The sequence below is a fragment of the Exiguobacterium sp. SRB7LM genome, from assembly GCF_015712685.1.
In the GTDB taxonomy this organism is placed as follows: Bacteria; Bacillota; Bacilli; order Exiguobacteriales; family Exiguobacteriaceae; genus Exiguobacterium; species Exiguobacterium profundum.
Genome location: NZ_VWVR01000006.1, coordinates 714434 through 734909 on the forward strand (window position 1 = coordinate 714434; position 20476 = coordinate 734909).

Annotated in this window: 23 protein-coding genes; 19 read left to right on the forward strand and 4 right to left on the reverse strand. The window is 45.1% G+C overall.

Translation table 11 applies throughout. The features are described from left to right. Window positions 1-27: 27 nt before the first annotated feature. The 5 genes from F3H97_RS04445 to F3H97_RS04465 all read left to right on the forward strand — a co-directional run bounded on the left by F3H97_RS04445 (window position 28) and on the right by F3H97_RS04465 (window position 5449). Window positions 28-1017, forward strand: coding sequence for a LacI family DNA-binding transcriptional regulator (locus F3H97_RS04445; protein WP_196430675.1), 990 nt, complete (start codon window positions 28-30; stop codon window positions 1015-1017). 108 nt (window positions 1018-1125) lie between these two features. Then, entirely contained in the window at window positions 1126-2064 is a 939-nt protein-coding gene (locus tag F3H97_RS04450; RefSeq protein WP_196430676.1) for a carbohydrate kinase family protein, read from the forward strand. A gap of 2 nt (window positions 2065-2066) precedes the next feature. Beyond that, window positions 2067-3497 carry a sucrose-specific PTS transporter subunit IIBC gene (locus F3H97_RS04455; protein WP_196430677.1) on the forward strand — a complete coding sequence of 477 codons (1431 nt, stop codon included), beginning with the start codon at window positions 2067-2069 and terminating at the stop codon, window positions 3495-3497. A gap of 19 nt (window positions 3498-3516) precedes the next feature. Beyond that, window positions 3517-4935, forward strand: a complete 1419-nt coding sequence (locus F3H97_RS04460) for a glycoside hydrolase family 32 protein (protein WP_196430678.1) — start codon at window positions 3517-3519, stop codon at window positions 4933-4935. A 100-nt stretch (window positions 4936-5035) separates the two neighbouring features. Continuing rightward, window positions 5036-5449 carry a YhfM domain-containing protein gene (locus F3H97_RS04465; RefSeq protein WP_196430679.1) on the forward strand — a complete coding sequence of 138 codons (414 nt, stop codon included), beginning with the start codon at window positions 5036-5038 and terminating at the stop codon, window positions 5447-5449. Window positions 5450-5473: 24 nt separating this feature from the next. Here the strand turns inward: F3H97_RS04465 and F3H97_RS04470 are convergent, their stop codons facing one another. Beyond that, window positions 5474-6319 (reverse strand): alpha/beta fold hydrolase, encoded by an 846-nt coding sequence (locus tag F3H97_RS04470; protein WP_196430680.1) that lies wholly within the window; start codon window positions 6317-6319, stop codon window positions 5474-5476. 116 nt (window positions 6320-6435) lie between these two features. Here F3H97_RS04470 and F3H97_RS04475 point away from each other — a divergent pair, with 116 nt between their 5' ends. The 4 genes from F3H97_RS04475 to F3H97_RS04490 all read left to right on the forward strand — a co-directional run bounded on the left by F3H97_RS04475 (window position 6436) and on the right by F3H97_RS04490 (window position 9788). Then, a complete protein-coding gene (locus F3H97_RS04475; protein ID WP_196430681.1) occupies window positions 6436-7443 on the forward strand; it encodes a helix-turn-helix transcriptional regulator in 1008 nt (335 codons plus the stop codon). A 200-nt stretch (window positions 7444-7643) separates the two neighbouring features. Continuing rightward, a complete protein-coding gene (locus F3H97_RS04480) occupies window positions 7644-8504 on the forward strand; it encodes a metal-dependent hydrolase (protein WP_196430682.1) in 861 nt (286 codons plus the stop codon). Between the two features lie 8 nt (window positions 8505-8512). Then, window positions 8513-9277, forward strand: a complete 765-nt coding sequence (locus F3H97_RS04485) for a DUF817 domain-containing protein (protein ID WP_196430683.1) — start codon at window positions 8513-8515, stop codon at window positions 9275-9277. An 85-nt stretch (window positions 9278-9362) separates the two neighbouring features. Next, window positions 9363-9788 carry a hypothetical protein gene (locus F3H97_RS04490; RefSeq protein ID WP_074037059.1) on the forward strand — a complete coding sequence of 142 codons (426 nt, stop codon included), beginning with the start codon at window positions 9363-9365 and terminating at the stop codon, window positions 9786-9788. A gap of 306 nt (window positions 9789-10094) precedes the next feature. Here the strand turns inward: F3H97_RS04490 and F3H97_RS04495 are convergent, their stop codons facing one another. After that, window positions 10095-10394 carry a hypothetical protein gene (locus F3H97_RS04495; RefSeq protein ID WP_196430684.1) on the reverse strand — a complete coding sequence of 100 codons (300 nt, stop codon included), beginning with the start codon at window positions 10392-10394 and terminating at the stop codon, window positions 10095-10097. A 210-nt stretch (window positions 10395-10604) separates the two neighbouring features. On the opposite strand from F3H97_RS04495, the gene F3H97_RS04500 reads away from it, so the two are divergent. The 7 genes from F3H97_RS04500 (at window position 10605) to F3H97_RS04530 (ending at window position 16400) form a co-directional block, all read left to right on the forward strand. Next, window positions 10605-11465, forward strand: a complete 861-nt coding sequence (locus tag F3H97_RS04500) for an ABC transporter permease subunit (RefSeq protein ID WP_196430685.1) — start codon at window positions 10605-10607, stop codon at window positions 11463-11465. Beyond that, complete coding sequence (locus tag F3H97_RS04505; RefSeq protein WP_196430686.1) at window positions 11465-12508, forward strand: ABC transporter permease; 1044 nt, start codon at window positions 11465-11467, stop codon at window positions 12506-12508. The genes F3H97_RS04500 and F3H97_RS04505 overlap by 1 nt, the downstream gene beginning before the upstream one ends. Before the next feature lie 99 nt (window positions 12509-12607). Further along, entirely contained in the window at window positions 12608-13525 is a 918-nt protein-coding gene (locus F3H97_RS04510) for an NAD(P)-dependent alcohol dehydrogenase (protein ID WP_196430687.1), read from the forward strand. Window positions 13526-13648: 123 nt separating this feature from the next. Then, on the forward strand, window positions 13649-14287 hold the full coding sequence (locus F3H97_RS04515; protein WP_196430688.1) for a hypothetical protein: 639 nt from the start codon (window positions 13649-13651) through the stop codon (window positions 14285-14287). Between the two features lie 96 nt (window positions 14288-14383). Beyond that, a complete protein-coding gene (locus tag F3H97_RS04520; protein WP_255541906.1) occupies window positions 14384-14911 on the forward strand; it encodes a DUF2199 domain-containing protein in 528 nt (175 codons plus the stop codon). Between the two features lie 14 nt (window positions 14912-14925). Then, the gene (locus F3H97_RS04525; RefSeq protein WP_196430689.1) at window positions 14926-15669 is read left to right on the forward strand and encodes a hypothetical protein; all 744 of its coding nucleotides are present in this window, start codon (window positions 14926-14928) and stop codon (window positions 15667-15669) included. Between the two features lie 41 nt (window positions 15670-15710). Further along, window positions 15711-16400, forward strand: coding sequence for a glyoxalase (locus F3H97_RS04530; protein ID WP_196430690.1), 690 nt, complete (start codon window positions 15711-15713; stop codon window positions 16398-16400). Between the two features lie 21 nt (window positions 16401-16421). Here the strand turns inward: F3H97_RS04530 and F3H97_RS04535 are convergent, their stop codons facing one another. Beyond that, window positions 16422-17231: a GGDEF domain-containing protein gene (locus F3H97_RS04535; RefSeq protein WP_196430691.1), complete on the reverse strand. Its 810-nt coding sequence runs from the start codon at window positions 17229-17231 to the stop codon at window positions 16422-16424. A 217-nt stretch (window positions 17232-17448) separates the two neighbouring features. Between F3H97_RS04535 and F3H97_RS04540 the strand changes: the two genes are divergently transcribed. From F3H97_RS04540 to F3H97_RS04550, 3 genes are read left to right on the forward strand one after another with little or no spacing between them, the layout of a single operon-like run. Next, window positions 17449-17994, forward strand: a complete 546-nt coding sequence (locus F3H97_RS04540) for a Rossmann-fold NAD(P)-binding domain-containing protein (protein ID WP_196430692.1) — start codon at window positions 17449-17451, stop codon at window positions 17992-17994. Continuing rightward, complete coding sequence (locus F3H97_RS04545) at window positions 17972-18949, forward strand: serine hydrolase domain-containing protein (RefSeq protein WP_196430693.1); 978 nt, start codon at window positions 17972-17974, stop codon at window positions 18947-18949. Before F3H97_RS04540 ends, F3H97_RS04545 begins: the two co-directional genes overlap by 23 nt. A 23-nt stretch (window positions 18950-18972) precedes the next feature. Continuing rightward, on the forward strand, window positions 18973-19707 hold the full coding sequence (locus tag F3H97_RS04550) for a MerR family transcriptional regulator (RefSeq protein ID WP_196430694.1): 735 nt from the start codon (window positions 18973-18975) through the stop codon (window positions 19705-19707). Between the two features lie 5 nt (window positions 19708-19712). Here the strand turns inward: F3H97_RS04550 and F3H97_RS04555 are convergent, their stop codons facing one another. Beyond that, window positions 19713-20414 (reverse strand): CPBP family intramembrane glutamic endopeptidase, encoded by a 702-nt coding sequence (locus F3H97_RS04555; RefSeq protein WP_196430695.1) that lies wholly within the window; start codon window positions 20412-20414, stop codon window positions 19713-19715. Window positions 20415-20476 lie beyond the last annotated feature (62 nt).

Consider the following 20476-nt stretch of genomic DNA (forward strand, 5'->3'; position numbering starts at 1 on the left):
CAGCTTTTTTCATATGGAGGGGTAAGGATGAAGCAAGTCACCATTAAAGACATTGCGGAGCTCGCTGGTGTCGCCAAAAGTACGGTCTCACGCTATCTGAACGGTGGATCGGTCGGAAAGGCAACAAGGGAAAAACTCGACCGGGTCATTCGAGATACGAACTATGAGCCGAATCAGTTCGCTCAAAGTCTCAAGTCGAAACAGACGAAGATGATTGGGGTCATCGTTCCACGGCTCGATTCGTATGCCGCCTCACGGACGATGATGGGGATTGATGAACAGCTCACGGAACGAGGATATCAAATGCTCGTCGTCAATACAGCACAACAGACGGAACGAGAAATCGAACAGCTATACAATTTAGCCAAACAAAAAGTCGCCGGAATCATCTGGCTTGGAACGACGGTCACGGAACGTCATCTTGAGGCGATTGAGGCGATTCAAATCCCGGTTTTGTTGATTGGTCAGCAACATGACAATGTCCATAGTCTCGTCTATCCTGACTATGATGCGGCCTATGCGCTCGGTAAACAGTTCACGGAGTGGGGTCATCGAAACGTGGTCTATGTCGGGGTGTATGAATCGGATATCGCGGTCGGTCAAGCACGCCGTGACGGATTTTTGCGGGCGTTTCAAGAGTCGGAGGCAAATGTCAAAGTCATTCAAACGACGTTTAAGATTGAGGATGCCATTCCAATCGGGGAACAATTAGCGAATGCAATCGGTTCAGTCTCTCTCATCGTTTGTGCGACCGACAACATTGCTTTGGGAATATTGAAAGGATTGGCGAATCAAGGAATCACTGTCCCGAGGGATATCTCTGTCAGTGGATTTGGAGGATATGATTTCACGGAAGTCCTGCATCCATCCATCACGACGGTACACCTTCCTTATCGCCGAACTGGTGCGAAAGCTGCCGACATGATGCTACAGCTGTTGCAAGGTGAACACGTCTCAATGAAAACGTTCACAATTTTTGAACTAAAAGTGCGCGAAAGCGTTGACAAGTTAAATTAAATCGTTTACATTTGTGTTGCGGAACCGGTTCCGCAACATTTTTTTACTTAATTTTGGAACCGGTACCAATTGTATAAAGAACTCATATGATTTTTGGAGGTGGACGATATGAACACCGTACATTGTATCGGCGAATTGTTGATTGACTGGGTATGCGAGGATGCTTCAAGCGATCTCGTTAAAGGGACAACGTTCGTCAAAAAAGCAGGGGGCGCACCTGCGAATGTCGCGGCAGTCGTCAGTAAGCACGGGGGGCAATCTAGTTTCCTCGGACAGGTCGGAGATGACCCGTTTGGTCTCTTCTTGAAACAGACGTTGATCGAGAACGGCGTCCGAACAGAAAATCTTGTGGAGTCTGGAGACACGACGTTTGCATTCGTATCAATTCAAGAGGATGGAGAGCGGGACTTCACATTCCGTCGCGGAAGTGACGGAGAGTACGCCTTCGATTCAATCGACTTATCAGTGATTGAGTCAAGAGACATCATTCATTTTGGTTCAGCGACAGCACTACTTGATGGAAAACTGAAAGATGCGTACTTCAAATTATTGCAATTTGCAAAACGAGACGGTTTGTTCATTTCATTTGACCCAAACTATCGTGATGCATTGATCACTGACCTCGAACAGCTTAAACAAGACGCGAGACATTTCATCGCAGAAGCAGACTTCGTCAAACTAAGTGAAGAAGAAGCCCACTTGTTAACGGGTGAGAAGCAACTTGAAGAAGCGGTTCGAGCGCTTCTCCGATTAGGTGCTAAACAGGTGGCAATCACACTCGGATCTCGTGGCACATTGATTGCGACAACGGATCACCACGAAATCGTTCCATCGATTGCGATTGAGAGTGTGGATTCGACGGGTGCAGGTGATGCATTCGTTGGTGCCTATTTGTATCGTTTGGCGACACTCGGGATGGACCCGCAGCGGTTACGTTCCGACATTGAATATGCGAATGTAACAGGAGCATTGACATGTACGGCTTATGGAGCCATTCCAGCCATTCCAACACGACAGCTTGTAAATGAAACGTTAGGAGGGAAATGAAAATGGATTACAAAAAAGAAGCAGCGTCGATATTAGAGGCAATCGGCGGTAAAGAGAACGTTGCGGCAGCGGCGCATTGTGCGACTCGTCTTCGTCTCGTATTGAACGATGAGTCAAAGGTCGATGAGAAAGCACTCGAACAACTTGACGTCGTCAAAGGAACGTTCTCGACAGGAGGACAATACCAAATCATCATCGGACAAGGTACGGTCAACAAGGTTTATACCGAATTTTCACAATTGACAGGTCTTGGAGACATGTCAACGACAGACGTGAAGTCAGCCGGAGCGAAAAAGATGAACCCGCTCCAGCAATTCGTCAAAATGTTATCAGATATCTTCGTCCCAATCATTCCGGCCATCGTCGCCGGAGGTCTCTTGATGGGGATCAACAACCTATTGACAGCACCGGATTTGTTTTTTGAAGGACGTTCATTGATTGACCAGTATCCAGGCATGGCAGACATAGCAGCGATGATCAATACGTTCGCAAACGCCGCCTTCGTCTTCCTACCTGTACTTATAGGGTTCTCCGCAGCCAAGCGGTTCGGTGGTAACCCATATCTCGGTGCAGCACTCGGGATGATCATGGTTCACCCAGACTTGATCAATGCATACGCTCAGGCAAGCGTTGAGGAGATTCCGGTTTGGAACATCTTTGGGCTTGAGATTGAGAAGTTAGGATACCAAGGACAAGTCTTACCAGTCCTCGTCTCGACGTATATTTTATCGAAACTTGAAATCAACATTCGGAAGTTCATGCCGGCATCACTTGATATTTTGCTCACGCCATTGCTCTCACTTCTCTTCACAGCATTCATCACGTTCGCCTTCGTGGGTCCAATCACACGCGAAGCAGGGAACTTGATCATTGATGGATTAGTATGGACGTACGATTCACTCGGATTTGTCGGTGGCTTGATCATGGGTCTTCTCTACGCCCCTATCGTTATCACGGGGATGCACCATAGCTTCATCGCAATTGAGACACAGCTTCTCGCCGATATCGCTGAAACAGGAGGATCGTTCATCTTCCCAATCGCTGCGATGTCAAACGTCGCACAAGGGGCAGCTACCCTTGCCGTCTTCTTCTTGACTGCTGATAAGAAGATGAAAGGTGTCGCCTCAGCATCAGGAATCTCTGCATTACTTGGGATCACAGAGCCTGCCATGTTCGGGGTCAACTTAAAACTTCGTTATCCATTCATCGCAGCCATCGTTGGTTCAGCCGTTGCCTCTGCATTCATCGTTGGAAACGACGTATTGGCAGTAGCGCTCGGGGCTGCCGGATTACCGGGAATTATCTCAATCGCACCGGGTTCGATCATCTCGTATATCATTGGTATGGCCATCGCCTTTGCCGTGACATTCGGATTGACATTCATCCTTGCGAAACGACAAGCAAAAAAAGAAGCGGTCAAACAAGCCGCGTAACGAAAAAGGAAGTGACACTATGAATTGGACGAAGGCCGAACGTTATCGTTCACTCCGTGACGTGAGCGCCCTCGAGATGGAGGTGCTCCGTGCAAAGACGGCCGCATCCCCGTGGCGGTTTGGGTACCATATCCAGCCGCCGACGGGCCTCCTCAATGACCCGAACGGCTTCGTATATTACGATGGAGAGTACCATCTATTCTATCAATGGTTCCCGCTCGGGCCAGTTCACGGTCTCAAACATTGGTATCATGTCAGTTCGAAAGATCTTGTCCATTGGACCGACCGCGGGGTGGCGTTAGTCCCTGAAACGAAAGAAGATTCCCACGGTGCCTATTCTGGAAGTGGTTTCGTTGTAGACGACACCCTTCACGTGATGTATACAGGGAATCATCGTACGGACGATTGGACGCGTCACGCCTCGCAAATCATCGGTGTACTGCGTGAAGGGATGATCGAGCGCCGCAACGTGGCCATCCCGGATATCCCGGCAGGCTATACGGAACACTTCCGAGATCCAAAGGTATGGGAAGCAGATGGCACATATTATGCGATTGTCGGGGCGCAGCGCACAGATGAGACAGGTTGTGTCGTCTTATATCGTTCAACTGACTTAAGTGATTGGACATTTTTAGGTGAAGTGAAGACGGGGCTCGCCCCATTCGGTTACATGTGGGAGTGTCCTGACGTCTTTGAAATTGAAGGAAAACACGTGCTCATTTTTTCTCCGCAAGGGATTGAGCCGGAAGGTCATCGCTACCACAACATCTACCAATCTGGATATGTCACAGGCACGCTTGATTTAGAGACACTCGTCTTTAAACATGAGTCGTTTGAAGAGCTCGACTTCGGGTTTGACTTTTATGCACCGCAAACGACGGAGCATGACGGGCGTCGTATTCTAGTCGGTTGGATGGGCCTACCGGAAATCGAATATCCGACAGACCGGTACGGCTGGGCACATGCGTTAACACTGCCACGTGAACTATCAGTGGAAGATGGTGTATTGAAACAACGACCAGTCCCAGAAATGAAGCAACTACGACAAGACCAGATTATTAATGAATCGAGTACGCTGATCGACATGGTCACTCCTGAACGTTATGAATTGGAACTGTCGACTTCTGGGGAAGACTTCAAACTTGAACTGTTGAAGACAGAAGATGAGTCGCTTGTGATTCGGTACGAGAAAGAAACATCCGAATTGACCATCGACCGGACGAATGCAGGTGAACCGTTCGCAACCGAGTTCGGGACGACCCGGACCAAGGTGATCAACGTCACATCCCTTCGGCTGTATGTCGACTCGTCGAGTGTCGAGTGTTTCGTCAACGATGGTGACGCTGTGGCCACGCTTCGCGTTTTCCCAAACGATGAAGAGAAACGAGTTCGCTATGTCGGGGACAATGCAAGCGTAGTCGGTTGGAAGTATGAATGAGTGAAAAAGCTGAGCGAACGCTTGGCTTTTTTTATTTCCATATTTTGAAACCGTTTTGATTGGATCTACGTATTGAGATAGAGAAGAAAGAGGTGAAAGAATGGAAAAAATGATGAAGTGGGTTGATGCGATTCGAACGATTACCGCACCATTTGGGGATCCAGTGGGAGAAATTGAGAATGAAGAAGTTGAACGTGTGATGGTGGCAGAATCGGTAGGACTGGGTTCGTTTAATGAAAAAATAGCACTAGAGTTCCACTCGTTGGATCAAGTGAAAGTGTTCGCGGAAATGCTACGAAGTTCAGAAGAAATCGAAGACATCGAAATCGAAGTAGCACCCGATTTTGACCTCATCGTACAATTTAAAGGTGGAGAGCAAGAGCGCTATCAGCTTTGGCTCGGACAATCGGACCATCCAAGTGTGATCACAGAATTTGAACGAACAGACGTTATCTGGAGAATCCCGGAACATACAACGAATCAATTGATTGATGCCCTCGGGTTAGAGGCGTAAAAAAGCACCTCTTTTTGAGATGCTTTAGGAGTTAAAACGGATAAATCGTTCGATTTGTCGCTCTGACTTTCTTGCTTGCCGTCCGACCCAAATCAAGTGACCGGGACTGTTCAGAATCGTAAGCTGCGCATGTGGGATCAAGCGCTTCGCGTAATGGGCATGTCGAACAGGAACTGCTTTGTCGTTTTTCGAGTGAATGATATAGGTTGGGCACGACACACCGAGTAACACCTCACTCGAGACACGTTGTTTCAAATCGAACTGTGCGCCAAGTCCAAACGCCATCTGATTCGCGACGCGTTTCAGGAGGAAAATATCATAAGGAGACACCTCTTCTCGAATCGTCTCGAGTGCCAACACGCTCGTCGATTGAATCATACGGGCCGTCGCTTCGAATGGATGTTTATGAATGGCACGAGCAATAAACTGTTTCATGATGTATTGAAGTGCGATAAATGCGGGTTGGACGACATTTCGGCTGACCGTGTCCCGATACGGGAAATCAACGACACTCGTCACGGCGGCAGCGAGGGTCAAACTAAGGACACGCTGATTCTGTGAAGCGAGCTCGATCGCGGTCGGTCCTCCGGCAGAGATGCCATAGACATGATATCGATCAATATCTAGCATTTGCATCAAGTGAGAGAGTCGGGATGCAAACAATTGAGGAGATGCTGAAAAAGAGTATGGTGTTTCTCCATATCCGGGTCTAGATGGGACAATGACCCGGAAACCGGATAAAACGAGTTGGTCCACATGGTATGGTTCTAAACTCGATGACTGGGTCCCATGGATCAGTACGATGACGGGACCGTGACCGCGGTCTATATATTCGATTTTTGAGCCGTCGACGTGTGCATAATATTTCAACTTAGATGGCGCCTCCTTAAACGTTTTGTAATGGAAAATACCTTTATTTCGTGGAAATAAAATGATAATGTCTGTTTATACATAATTTAGACAGAGAGACGAAAGGGGATAGAACCGTGAATAACCGAGAGCGGTTACTTGAAGTTCGACGTTTCTTCGAACGTTACACGGACGAAGCGAATCCAAAGACACTAGAAGATTTGCTCGAGTACTTGTCAACGATAGGAGATACTTCTAAGTTAGCAAAAAAATCGGTGAAAGACGATATCCAGGCACTGAATAATTCGGGGTTTGAAGTGCAGGATGAATTGGAGAAGAATGGTCTCGCTAAAAAGTATTGGCATTCGGCACGCTTATTTGAGATTCATGAACTCCGGATGATGGTCGATGCGATTGTCGCAGCGAAATTTATCTCGGAAGACGTGACCGAGGAAATTGTAGAGAAACTTCAAATGCTGACGAGTATCCCTGAAGCGAAGACGCTACAATCGATCATCAAGACGCCGAAGAAAAAACACGGACACATTCCTTACCATATCGATCGTATCCAACGGGCCATTCATGAACGAAAAGCTATCTCGTTCCAATATACAGACGTCGTCGGATTTGATGTGACGAAACGAACGTTCCCGCTCCGCCGTGACGGAGAGCGATACGTCGTTAATCCAATCGATTTGCATTGGAATCACGAGCAGTACTACTTGATCGGGATCGACGAATCAATCGGAGAGGTGCGGAACTACCGGGTTGACCGCATCGTCAATTCGGAGATTGTGGAAGATGGCACCATTCGTCCGAAGCATCATTTACCTGATGATTACTATCAAAAATCATTCAATATGTATAACGGATCTGATGAACAAATCGTTTTGTCCGTCGACGAACGGGTTCTCCCGGTCATCTTTGACAAGTTAGGGGAAGACGTTTCTGTTTCTGAACATGGAGAACGATTCCTCATCCGTTTCGATGCGGCCGTTTCTGACGGATTTATTTACTGGTTGCTATCTTTGGGTTCACAAGTAGAAGTGGTTGAACCGCTCACGCTTCGTGATCATATGAAAGCAACGATTGAGAAGATGGCAACTACTTATGAAAATACAAGCATTCATTCCTCCATCGAGTAAGCAGATGTGCTATACTGCTTGCGACACTAGATGAAGGGGGACAGGCGGATGTTGAATTGGATGCCATTGATCATTCCGATTGTCGCTGTCATTTTCGTAACGATCGTCGCAAGGCGCGCCATGAAAATGGATAAAGAGAACTAATAAGAAGAGACATCGTCCAGAACTGGGAGGTGTCTCTTTCGCTATGGAGGTAGAACGTGGATACGATTACACATACGTTATTCGGTTTGACGCTATACGGTGCAGCCGATAAACGGGATTTACAACAACATGAAAAACGAGCCTTGTTCGTCACGACACTTGTCGGGAGCCAAATCCCGGACAGCGATGTGATTTCTCGGCTATGGGACACGGAAGGTATGTATCAGATGTGGCATCGCGGCATCACCCACTCGATTTTTCTCGTCCCGCTCTTTGCCTTGCTCATCTACATACTCGTTCGCCTCCTCTTTCGCGTGACGGACATTCGCTATTTTTGGTGGGCACTGTTGTCTGTCTTCATACACAACACATCTGACTTGTTCAATGCATGGGGGACGGGCTACTTCGAACCGATCTCGGACGTGAGGATCACATTCGGTGTGATCCCGATTGTCGATTTCGTCTATTGGGGAATCTTCTTGGTTGCCTGGCTCGTCGCTCGGAAGCAGGAGGTTCGTTATAAGACGTATCGGTATGCATGGGCGGCTCTCGTCCTGTATGTCGCCATTCAAAGTGCGCAAGGAGCTTATTTGTATCAGGCATACGCGGACGAGCATGACGAAGTGGCGCTCTCCGCTTCATTCATCCCGACTCAGTTCACCGTCATCACGAAGACTGAGGAGAACGTATCGCTTTTTAAAGATTCCATTTATCAAGAAGCGACCTTGCAATACGAATTGACGAGTGCCGAAAAGACGAGTCTTGAGCCATTGTTTGAAGTGAATCAAGAGGCACGCACATTGACCAAATGGTCACCGTTCGTCGTCATCGTGGCGAACGAAGAACGACTCGGCGTCTTTGACCCACGTTTTTATGACGGCGAGTCCTCATTTTTATATGAATATATCGAAAGGTAGGGCAACGGATGGGACGTATAAGTTATCTCTTTATCTTCGCTTACGAACAGGCACTTAGTTGTATCTTTCCGGTCGCCATCTTCGGAGCGCTCGCCATCACGAAATTTGTGGAGTTACCACTCCCACGATATGACGTTTTACTCATCTGGTGTTTGTTCGTTCAAGTCGTCCTTGTGAAGACGGGGCTCGAAACGATGGAAGAAGTGAAGGTCATCAGCTGGTTCCATGTCATTGGTATCGGACTTGAACTGTTCAAGGTGCAGATGGGGTCATGGAGTTATCCGGATGAGGCGTTCACAAAAGTGTGGGGCGTCCCGCTTTATGCCGGATTTATGTATGCGAGCGTCGGGAGTTACGTCGTCCAGGCATGGCGTCGTCTCGATTTACGATTTACGAAGATGCCGCACCCAATCATCGCCTTCGGACTTGGCATCGCCATTTACTTCAACTTTTTTTGGCACCATGTTTGGTTAGACCTACGGTGGCTGTTGATCGCATTCATCTTTTTGGCGTTCGGTCGCTCGGTTGTCTCATATAAACTCGACGATCGACGATTTAAGATGCCGGTCGTCCTGTCATTCTTCTTGATTGCCTGTTTTATCTGGCTCGCTGAAAATATTGTCACGTTCTACAACGGCTGGGCGTATCCGGACCAATTGAACGGTTGGGCCATCGTCGATTTGGGAAAACTGTCGTCCTGGTTCCTACTCGTCATCATCAGTATCCTCCTTGTCGCTTGGCAAAAGCGAAAATTGGAGTATGAATTACCTTAAACTCGACATGTGTCGAGTTTTTTTGTGAGGGGACACGAATCCTTTTTTGAAGAAAGTCGTATTGTAAAACGAGGTGATTCGGTTGTTGGAAATTGTACTTACTTGGTTGATTGGATTATTGTGTCTAGGATCTCTTGTCATCTATTGGAGAGAGTGGCGAAAGACTCGGAATCGAGTCAAACTAGGACAAGCTTGTCTCGCAATGTTTTGTTCGTTTCTTGTACTTGGAATGGCAGGCATGGAAACGTACGACCGCATGACGACGAATCACATCGTCGAGACGGGAGAATGTTATGTCGTCGATGACCGATCATCGAAGGGTTCATCGAACGTGACGCTATGGTTCGGAGAGCGGTCATACGGCTTCAAGGAAATTCCGGACGTTGCATATGGTCCAGGATATGTGTTTACGTGTCGCGCAATAATGACAAAGCAGATGCAATCAGGAATCGATTATGAGTTGCGATCACTTGACGGTGAGCTATTATACTCAACTCGTTCAGATGATTGATTGCGTGAAACTCAAAAACAAAACGTGTTCAAAGCTAATTTTATAGCTTCGAACACGCTTTACTATGATTGACTCCTGTATGTATGCCATAAAAGCAACATCATGACGATAAAACCCAGTCCTCCGACTAAATTGGTTATGAACAAGATGTGCTGAGACGATAAGAGACTGAGTATGGCCTGCCATATCAAAGACAGTGAAATTACGACAAAAATGAAAACACCAAATGGATTAGCGAGAATCGCAATAAGTTTATGATTCATTGTCATGCACCATATGACCGGAATTTCTTGAACGTCCTACCAATCATTTCGATTCCTTCATCTTGTTTCGTTTTCTCTCTAAAAAGATCGGAAGGATATTCATAAAGATTGCCGCAACCGTTAAGAACCAAAGCGCGCGTGACATGCCGGGGACGACATCTGTTATGGCACCCCAGTCTTTTGCTTCGACCCACATGTTGAGCAAACTATATTCGGCGCATAACGTGAGAGCAACTAATGATAGGGCAATCGCCATCGGCAGCTTATAGTCCTTCTCCATCATAAATACGGTCAAATTGATGAGCGTCGCCCCGATCGCCGCCAATCCAAAAATAATCCACATCCTTTAACCCCCTAAATATTTCTATCTATACATTGTATCATACAAATTAACCCAGATAAATTTCTGAAAATTGTTTCTATTTACATAATAAATATGCTAGAATCAGTGGAAAGTGTCTTTGGATATTATTCCCTTTAGAAAATGAACAATCAACCGGACATCCTTTCACACTTTTGATTGAGAGATTTGCATTCAAAAGGAGATAGAACTATGACGTATATTGCTCGGAAATCAGTTCATCTGATAATCGCATTTTTCATCTTGATTGCAATCAGTGCGCTACCATCGCTTGTCGTTCAGACGGATTTTATTCTGACGAATTATTGGAACGGGATTCAACAACAGATGGATCAATTACAAAAATTAGAGGACATTACATATTACAACATCACCGCGCAACGTTACTTGCCACTCTTGCCGGCACTTGGACCGCTCGTCAAAGAATCGGTCATCATTTTTACCACGGCACTCGCGGTATCGACCTCGCTAGGATTAATGTATGCGTACTTCTACTATCGGAGCGGGAGACGCGTTCGTACCGTTTTGCACCAAACAAGTCAGACGCTCGAGATGGTACCAGATTTGTTCTGGTTAATTTTTTCTCAATTTCTTGCGATTACAATCCATAAGTCGACAGGGTTTGATCGCATTGAAGTTGCCGGAGGATTCGCAGAATATATACGGTTTCTCCCAATCGTCACATTGACGCTGACGACATTATTCTTCTTTATCAAATGGTTGACGATTCATATTCATGAACAAGAAGCCATTCCGTATCTCGAACTCGCGCAAGCGAAAGGGATTCGACCGAGTGGACTGTTTTGGAAACACTTATTACCGAATATCATCTATCGGTTTTACCTCTTTTTCCGTTCGAACATCATTACCATCTTATCGACACTTTTGATTGTCGAATACTTATTTAACGTTCAAGGGTTATTTCGATTCGCCGTCTACAACCCGCAGATGGAGATATTACTGGTTATCTTATTCGTCATCTATATCCCGATTTTTCTGTTGGATTTACTGATTGAATGGATTATTCCGAATGCATGGAAAGGAGGGATTTGATGCGCCGAGTATTAATACGTGACCCGATTTTCATCTTCTGCTTTGTTATCGTAGCGGGGCTATTGTTGATGAGTTTTGGAAATACCGTGTTTCGTGATGGGAATGTTGATCAAACCCTCATGCTCTACTCTGATGAAGGGAGACTCATTGGAATTCCACCATTAGAACCGTCAAAATATCAATGGCTCGGGACGGACAATGCTGGATATGATTTATTCCAAATGCTCGTGGAAGGATTTAAGTGGACCGTTGGCATCTGTGCGCTCGTCGCATTCGGACGGATGGTCATCGGTCTATTGATTGGCATCCCTCTTGCTTTCAGGGGAGCTCGCTTAAATCAATTCTTTAAAACGTTATTGGACGGCTTTTTGATTCTGCCGATTTCATTGATCGCATTGATGATGTTAGTAGGAACACTGACCTTTTTTGATTCGACACAAGTGCCTCCATTATTTGATCGAGTAAAGATTGAACTAATCGTCCTAGTCGTTCTCGGATTGCCTGCCGTCACGTTATACCTGATCACGGAGATTCGACAATTGCTTCAACAAGAGTTCATGATCGTGGCTCAGACGCTTGGTGGCAGTGTCTGGCACCGTGTGAGATTGCATCTATTCCCGCATCTCGTTCCAACCCTCGTGATCGTCTTCATGCAACAGTTTGTCCAAACGCTCATGTTGCTTATTCATCTCTCGCTGTTTGGGATTTTCTTCGGAGGAACGGTTATGTTACATGAAGGGATCATGCCGACCGTCTATGAATGGTCTTCGATGTTCGGGTATTATTTCAGACAGTTCACCGCGATGACGTGGATGACGAATCACTTGTTTCTCGTTCCGGCCATGTCACTTGCTGCGCTCATCTTTATCTTCAACTTGTTGACGAACCGTCTCGAGCGAGCATTTAAACTCAGACGTCAAGAACCGGTGGTGACCGAAGTAAGTCTAGCAGAATCGGAAGCGGCAGCTGCTTCTCTTTCGAATCCATTCACCCTCGTTGATTCAACCATGTCATTAAGGAAGGAACCGGATGATATCGTATGATATGATCCGGTTTTTCTATGTCGAATGGACTGAACTGTCTTGTTTGAGGGAACGTGTATAACAGATTAAGGTGACAATTGATGAATGGAGTGAATCAATATGAAAGCTGTGATTTGTACCGCGTATGGGCCACCTGAAGTACTTGTCATTCAAGAAGTGAATCAACCGAAGCCGAAAAGCAATGAGTTGCTGGTTCGAGTCCATGCATCGGCCGTCCAATCGGGAGATCGACGCCTCCGAGCACTAGACGTCCCTCCATTGGGGAGACTCCCCATGCGAATGGTTGTTGGGTTCAAGGCGCCACGTCAACCGATTCTCGGTGTCGTGTTGTCAGGCATCGTCGTGGAAACAGGCAACAGTGTGAAAAACTTTCAGGTCGGAGACAACGTCTATGCTCTAACTGGGATGCGGTTTGGCGGATATGCAGAATTCGCTTGTGTGAACGAATCGAAATGTGTGTTTCAGATGCCCACGCATGCCAGCTTTATCGAGGCGGCTGCTCTACCGTTCGGAGGTACGACGTCGTTACATTTTTTGCGGAAGGCACACATCGACCGGGCGAACAACGTTCTCATTTATGGTGGCGCAGGTGCTGTCGGTTCGACTGCCGTACAGATTGCGAAGCATTACGGTGTGCATGTCACAGCAGTTTGCCACGAGCGGAACGTTGAACTTGTGAAGCGACTTGGGGCTGATGTGGTCGTCGATTACACGAAAGAGGGGTACGACCTTGAATTAAATACGTATGATGTGGTCTTTGATGCCTCAGGGAAAATCGATAAACGATTAGCGAAAGCCCATGTGAGCGAGAACGGGGCCTTCAGTTCTGTCGCGGGGCAGGGACCAGCCAGTGAACGCAAAGAGGATTTGATATTTTTGAACGAATTGTTTGAATCAGGAGCATTGCAACCCGTCATTGATACGGTATATCCACTCGATAAGATTGTAGAAGCGCACCGATATGTGGACCAAGGGAAAAAGGTGGGAAATGTGATGGTGAGCATCAATGCAGAATAAATAAAATGATAGTATAAAGAGAAGTATCAAATTCTTGCTTTATCGTGGGGTTTGGTCGACAACCTCACTTACATATGAATGGATTCATCAACTAGACAAATCATGAGAGCGAGCGAATAGTCATTGAATATATTGATTGGGCAACCGAAGATAGAGCGAAATCTCGAGCAACTGAAGCGAGAGATTGAGTCGAACCCTACAGTGGACTTGATTCTCTATCCAGAGGGATATTGTACATATAGAGCATTGGATGAGCTAAGTGATTTAGCGATCCAATTCAACACAACGATTGTTTTAGGGTATCGAGATGACACGAATAGAGACCGGGTCCTCATTGTAAATAAGAATGGCGAGACGTTGTTAACGCGATGGAAAACGCCTGAAAATGTGGGCTTGTTCATGCCATCAAGTGCCACAGATGGAGCAGAAGAATACGGATATTTACTGTGCAGGGAGATTTTTATGGGGGTTGAAGGATTGAAGGGTCATGAGCATCTATCAATCATATTCAATCCAATCGGGGTCGGGATGTTTAGTGAGGAACAATTCACGGAGTGGACGGAAGAAGCGAGAAAAATTGCGATGGAACGAAAAGCGATGATTATCGGAACGAGTCACGCGGATGGATCGTATCGAAATTGTGGAATCTCGATTCCGATCGCATATTGCTTTGATGAAAATGGAGAAGAAGTGTTTTTATCGAAAAATGATACGCGGACGCGAGTGTTAGAAACTGATTCAAGAGTTACGACATTCGTCTAACAAACCGTGATTTCCTGTAAAAAATGAAATACGTGTAAAATGAATGGGTTTATTTCACATACCATTAATTAATCTTAAATCAGAAAGTGAGTACTTATGAGATACCTTTTCAAACGAAAACACAAGAGTGATTGCAAATGCTCGATATGTGGCACGAGTAAAGAACATACAGTCGGCTTTGGATCGATCATGCCATCAGTATTAGACGGCCTATCGAAACGGGAGATGAAGAAGCGCGTCGTTTTGACAGATGATATTTGCGTCCTCGATGAAGCTCATTTCTTTATCAACGGATGCCTCGAACTCCCGATCATTGGAGAAGACGATCCTTTCATCTGGAATGTCTGGGTATCACTCAGTCCGGATAACTTTTTCAAAGTCATCGATTTATGGGATGAACCAGCTCGTGTAGACCTCGACCCGATGTTCGGCTGGCTATCGACGGATCTTCCCATCTATCCAGATACCATCAATCTAAAGACAAACGTACATATGCGTGAAGTCGGAATACGTCCATTGATTGAACTCGAACCAACGAATCATCCTCTTGCAATGGAGCAGCGGAATGGTATCACGAGGTCGCGGGTCGATGATATATTCCGACTCGTTGAACGTAGCGGATAAAGGAGGAGTGCAGGGTGAGTCAATTAAAGTCATCTTTGATTTTCGATTTGTACACAGGAAATCAAGCGCTCACTTCGGTTCAGCAGAAGATGTTGGAGCGAATCGAGTTACTTGTTCACGACAAACGATTCAAAGAACTTGAACAATTCATGCGCGACACTCCGGACATCGAGCAGCTGTTAATTGACTATGTGCTACTCGATCCGACCGATTCATATCGTTGGGATTTGCTTATTGGTTACGAACGGTTGGATCGGATTGAAGATTATGATCGAGTGAATGCATTTTGCCGAACTGCCTTTTCATACCATCCAGATAAACCCTTCTATTTTGCCTTGGCATTATATGATATGGGATGGAATGATTTCGAGATAGACGAGGAAGTCATTGAAGTTGCGAATCAATTGATTGAAGTAGCAACACCTGAAGTTTCTGCATTGATTTGTCTAAGCGTTTCAAAAGTGCTACGACATAAAGAGCGCGAGTATCTTCAAATGGCAATTGAGCGATGTCCGTGGGCAGTACAGCCAACCTTTTCTCTAGGTGAGCATTACAGCCGGTATAATCCGAGATTGGCTAAAACCTATATGGAAAAAGGTGTGGCTCAATTGGCTCTGAGTTTTGATGATTCAGGTGAAAAGTCAAAGCCAGTGATTGGTTTCAATCCACACACTTGGAAGAGGGATGTTTGTAACGAGCTGTTAGGGATGGATATGAGTTGGACAGAATATAAAAAGTACAAGCGAATAATCAAATGAAAGAATCAAGAATAGTGATAAGGAATGAGAGGGAAGATATCATGAGAATCACAGAAGCCACACTCTACACGAACCGACTTGACGAAATGAAACGTTTCTATACGGAACGACTTGGATTGTCAGTCAGTGAAGAAGACCTGACCAGTTTTCGAATCAATCTAGGTGAAGATGCGTTGGTATTTCAAGAGGCTAAAACGGAGCAAGAGCGACAATACCATTTCGCTATCAATATTCCGGCTAATCGATTCAAAGAAGCGAAAGAATGGCTGATGTCACGTGTCCCGCTTTTGACTGAAGACGGTGAGGACGAAATCTATTTTGAAGGAATCGATGCATCATCGCTTTATTTTTACGATACGGACGAGAATGTCGTCGAGTTGATTGCTCGACATTCGATTAATCCAGAAAGTAACATCGAGTCCTTTTCGTTGAATGAATTTCTTGGAATTGGCGAGATGAGTTTGACTGTGGAAGATCCGCTACATGTCGCACAAGAACTTTCAAACATCGAGATCCACCGCCGAGACGGTAACCAAATCGATGAGCGTCATCTGAACTTTTTAGGCGCACCGAATAGCGAGACATACATTTTATTAGTTCCTCCAGGTCGTGTGTGGCTGTTTTCACCAAAACTGTCGATTCCGAGTCCAATTCAGATGGTACTTGATCAACGATACATCGTCGAAATGGATGAGAAACACGAGATTCATATTCACTCCATCAAAAAATGAGTTCACAATTGAACTCATTTTTTAGTCTTTAGATTCGACATACCGATGAATTTCTTCTAATCGTATGGATGCGTTCTCCAAGTTCACTTCAAACGATTGGTCTGAGCATTCAACAGTGAGCGAATCACCGTTCTGACGTGAATAATCTAGTAGTAGTGGTCTGATTCGTTCATGTACAATTTGTGCATTTTCGATTGAAGTTCGAGGGAAAATCATGGCGAATGTGTCTTGCGCAACCCGATACTTCTTGTCCGTTCGTCGAGTCGCTTCGTGAAGTTCGTCACTAAAATAGTATAAGAACCATTCATATTCGGATGAACCATACTGTTTTTCAAATTGATCGAGAATGGGCAGTGTGATGAATGACACCACGAACGTTTCACCGTGGCGAATCAACCGATCCCGTTCAGCCTCTATATCCATCAAAAAACGATCACGGTTATCAAAACCGGTCTCTGGGTCGACCGCAATTAACTGACTGACTCTCGCTTCCGCAACCTTTAGTGCAAACTGGGCATGAAACAGCTTGACTTGGAGCCAGTAAGACAACCCCGTCAAAATCGCTAATAGTAATAAAATATATAGTTGCGCAGTAGCGGCAGTCTCATACACAGGCATCGTGATTAAAAAGTAAGCAGCGAATCCTAACAGAATGAGTACACCAGACGCTCGGTGAATGAGCAAAGTTGAAAGATAAAGAATCGGAATACAGATCATCCACCAAACGGGTAGATGATTCAGGATCAGCACAGAGGAAAGTAGAATACTACATGTCAACGATACAACGATGAGTGCGATTAGTTGTATGGACATCGTTGTCCAGTGTCTCATAGGTATCCTCCTCTTAAAAGAAATAAATTGCAATGATAACACTATTATCCATTTTCCGAAATAGTGATTGTTCAAACCGATTTGAACACTTGATTCATTATAAGTGATTCACTCTATTTTAAAAGGCTTATTTTTGAAAAGACGTGAATGTTTGCGAACACTTCTTTAGAAAAAGAAGTACGAATGATTGGTGTATAATGGAAAAAGAGGTGATAGCATGAATCGAAAACATATATTGCTCGTCGGAGGGACGGGGATGTTGGCAGGACTCGCATCTTATCTGGCAATCGAACATAATGTCACGGTCATTGGACGAAATAAAGAAAAAATGGCAAGCGTCGTACAAAGAAATCCTGAAACGTGTCATCCGCTGATTGTTGATTATTGCGATGAGGAACTACTTTCAAACGCACTACAGCGTGCAGTGCAAAAAAACGGTCCATTTGATCGAGTCATCGCGTGGGTGCACCGAGGCTCAGGGAAAGCGATGCAACTCATTTTGAATCATTCGGAAACTGCAGAGGTGATACATATTTTAGGTAGCCGGGCGAATCCGGAATATGAGAAGGCGTGTCTATGTCTCAATGAACAACAGCTGTATCGGCAAGTCCAATTAGGTGAAATGCATGAGTTGGCATCTGTCCGTTGGTTGACACACGACGAGATTGTGAAAGGTGTTCACGATGCTATGCAGAACCAAGACGACTATCGATTGATTGGTACACGAAAGGATGACTTAAATGTTCACTCGAGAAACGATTAGCGAATGGATGGAGAAGCACCATGTATCAAATTTAGATTTGGCAACTATCACTGAAAGAAGGGAGTTGTCCGCATTTCAATTGGGAGACGTCTCTTATGAAGGCAGGATGTTCGCCGCCTGTTCGATTAGTAAATTTGTTACGGTGATTCTCATTTTGAAGCTCGTTGAAGATCAGAAGTTAAATTTAGACTCGGAAATCAATGATTATTTCTCTTCCTTCACGTTGAATGATGAAAATGGGATTCCTTCACAAATCACGATACGACAGCTCATCCAACATGAGGCTGGCATAATCGATTTGCCTGATCAGTTCGGGACGATGGAACAATGTACAGAGATCCCTTCGATGGAAGAGATAATATTGGGTAACACACCTTATTATGAGCGACCGGTGTTTATCCAGTCACAGGAAGTTGGGACGTTCCACTATTCAGATTCAGGTTACTGTTTACTCCAACATGCGATTGAGCAATGCATGTCTTCTACATTTGAAAAAATCATGACTGAATACATCTTTGCACCGCTGGATATGAACTCAAGTTCGTATGATTTAGAGAAGATAGAGAAGTATGGCGTTATCGGGATTGAACCAAACGGGTCAGTCGTCTCTCCACAGGCATGTTATTATCCTTACCCTGCAGCGAGTGGACTTTGGACAACGGCTTCCGATTTAGCGACGCTCGTCAACGCAATTACGACAGAAGGTTTCTTGAGTAAGGAGTCAAAAAGGGTTTTATTCACACCTTCATCTACAAATGCCGAAGTAGGACATGGTCTATTTGTAAATCCGAAAGAGCCGAGTAAAGGATTTTCATTCGGTTGGGGAATCGGGTTTCAAAGCATACTCGTGATGGAGAAAGATTCTCCAAAAAGTTTCATTTGTTTATCAAATCGGAATGAAGGGGTTCATCAACTCGAAGGATTGATCGGACAGCTACTAAGGACATACACATAACGTATTATAAGGAGGGCTACACGTTGGCTAGACACTATTCAACGGGAGAGGTCGCAAGAAAACTGAACGTGTCTGTGCGTACGCTTCGATACTATGACCAAATCAATTTGGTCACCCCTTCGTATACGAACGATGTACAGAAACGATTTTATAGTGACGACGAAATGTTTCGGCTTCAAAAAATCATGCTTTTAAAATCGATGACCGTCCCGCTCGATGAGATTCGGAGAATCTTAGATGAGGAATCTCTTACAAGCATCTTGTCCGCCCATCTGTCCTCGTTAGAAGAAAAGATAGAGGAATTGAAGCAGGCCAGAAACCATACTGTCACGCTCCTTCAATCCATGAAGCTCGAAAATGAAAAAATCGATTGGACGAAACTGCAAACTATTCAAGCTAAATCAAATGACCGGAAACAATGGACGGACTATTTTACGGAAGAAGAGTCTGATTCATTGCAATCAAGTTTACCTAAATTAGAAGACGGTGAGCATGATACGAAAAAGTGGATCAACTTGATTCGAAGAACCGAAATTCTAATCGAACGTGGGGTCGCCCCTTCCTCAAAAGAAGCCCAAATTCTTAAAGAAGATTTGACTTGGTTAACAGACGAGACATTTGGAGACAATCAACAATTGATTGAATCATTTTGGAAGATTCGAAAATCAACTGATGCATCGAATGAATTAGGACTGTATCCAATCGATGCATCGATTCTTGCCTATATTGATTCACTATATCAAGAGATAGCAGACTGATTCCCTCATGCCAATGCAGTCAATAGAACGGCTAGCCCATTAAAGGTGCCATGGATGAGCATGCTGGAATAGATAGAGTTGGTCCGTTCATATACCCAAGCGAACACTAGTCCCGATACAAAATTGACGAGTAACGTGTTTGTCGTCGGTAAATGAGCGAGAGTGAATATTCCAGCACTTATGATCATCCCGATCCCAACCCCAAATCGTTCTTGAAAAAAGCGGTATAAGAATCCACGATAAAAGATTTCTTCATAGATCGGTGAAACGATAGCCGCAGATCCAAATGCAATCAGTATAGAGATAATCGACAAGTCACTTTGTAAACTCTCTGTTTTTGTATTCGACGTACCGATACCGAAATATGATTGGACTATGACGATGATGATACTGAGTACAATTAGCACAATTGTCCATAGAAAGATGATGCCCGAATCTTTCAATGGAAAACGGCGAAGTCCTAACGTTTCCAGCGATAGGGTTTGAGGACGTATTGCGACGAGATAGAGGACAGTCATAAATATTATGGCCAACAAAAGACCAATACTTGTTCCTGAATAGAGGGTGTTTCCCCATGACTGTTCTAGAAAGTTGTGTAAGTGTCGCTCGATAAGTAGGGGCGTCACTCCGAATAGAAGAACCATCGTAATTGCGAACTGGTTCCATGTCCAAATGGGAGTTGTTTTCTTTTGCATTTGATTCAACATCGTATTTCCTCCTTATGTGGTTGTAGCCCCATCATATCGGGTGACGTAACGTCACCTGCAAG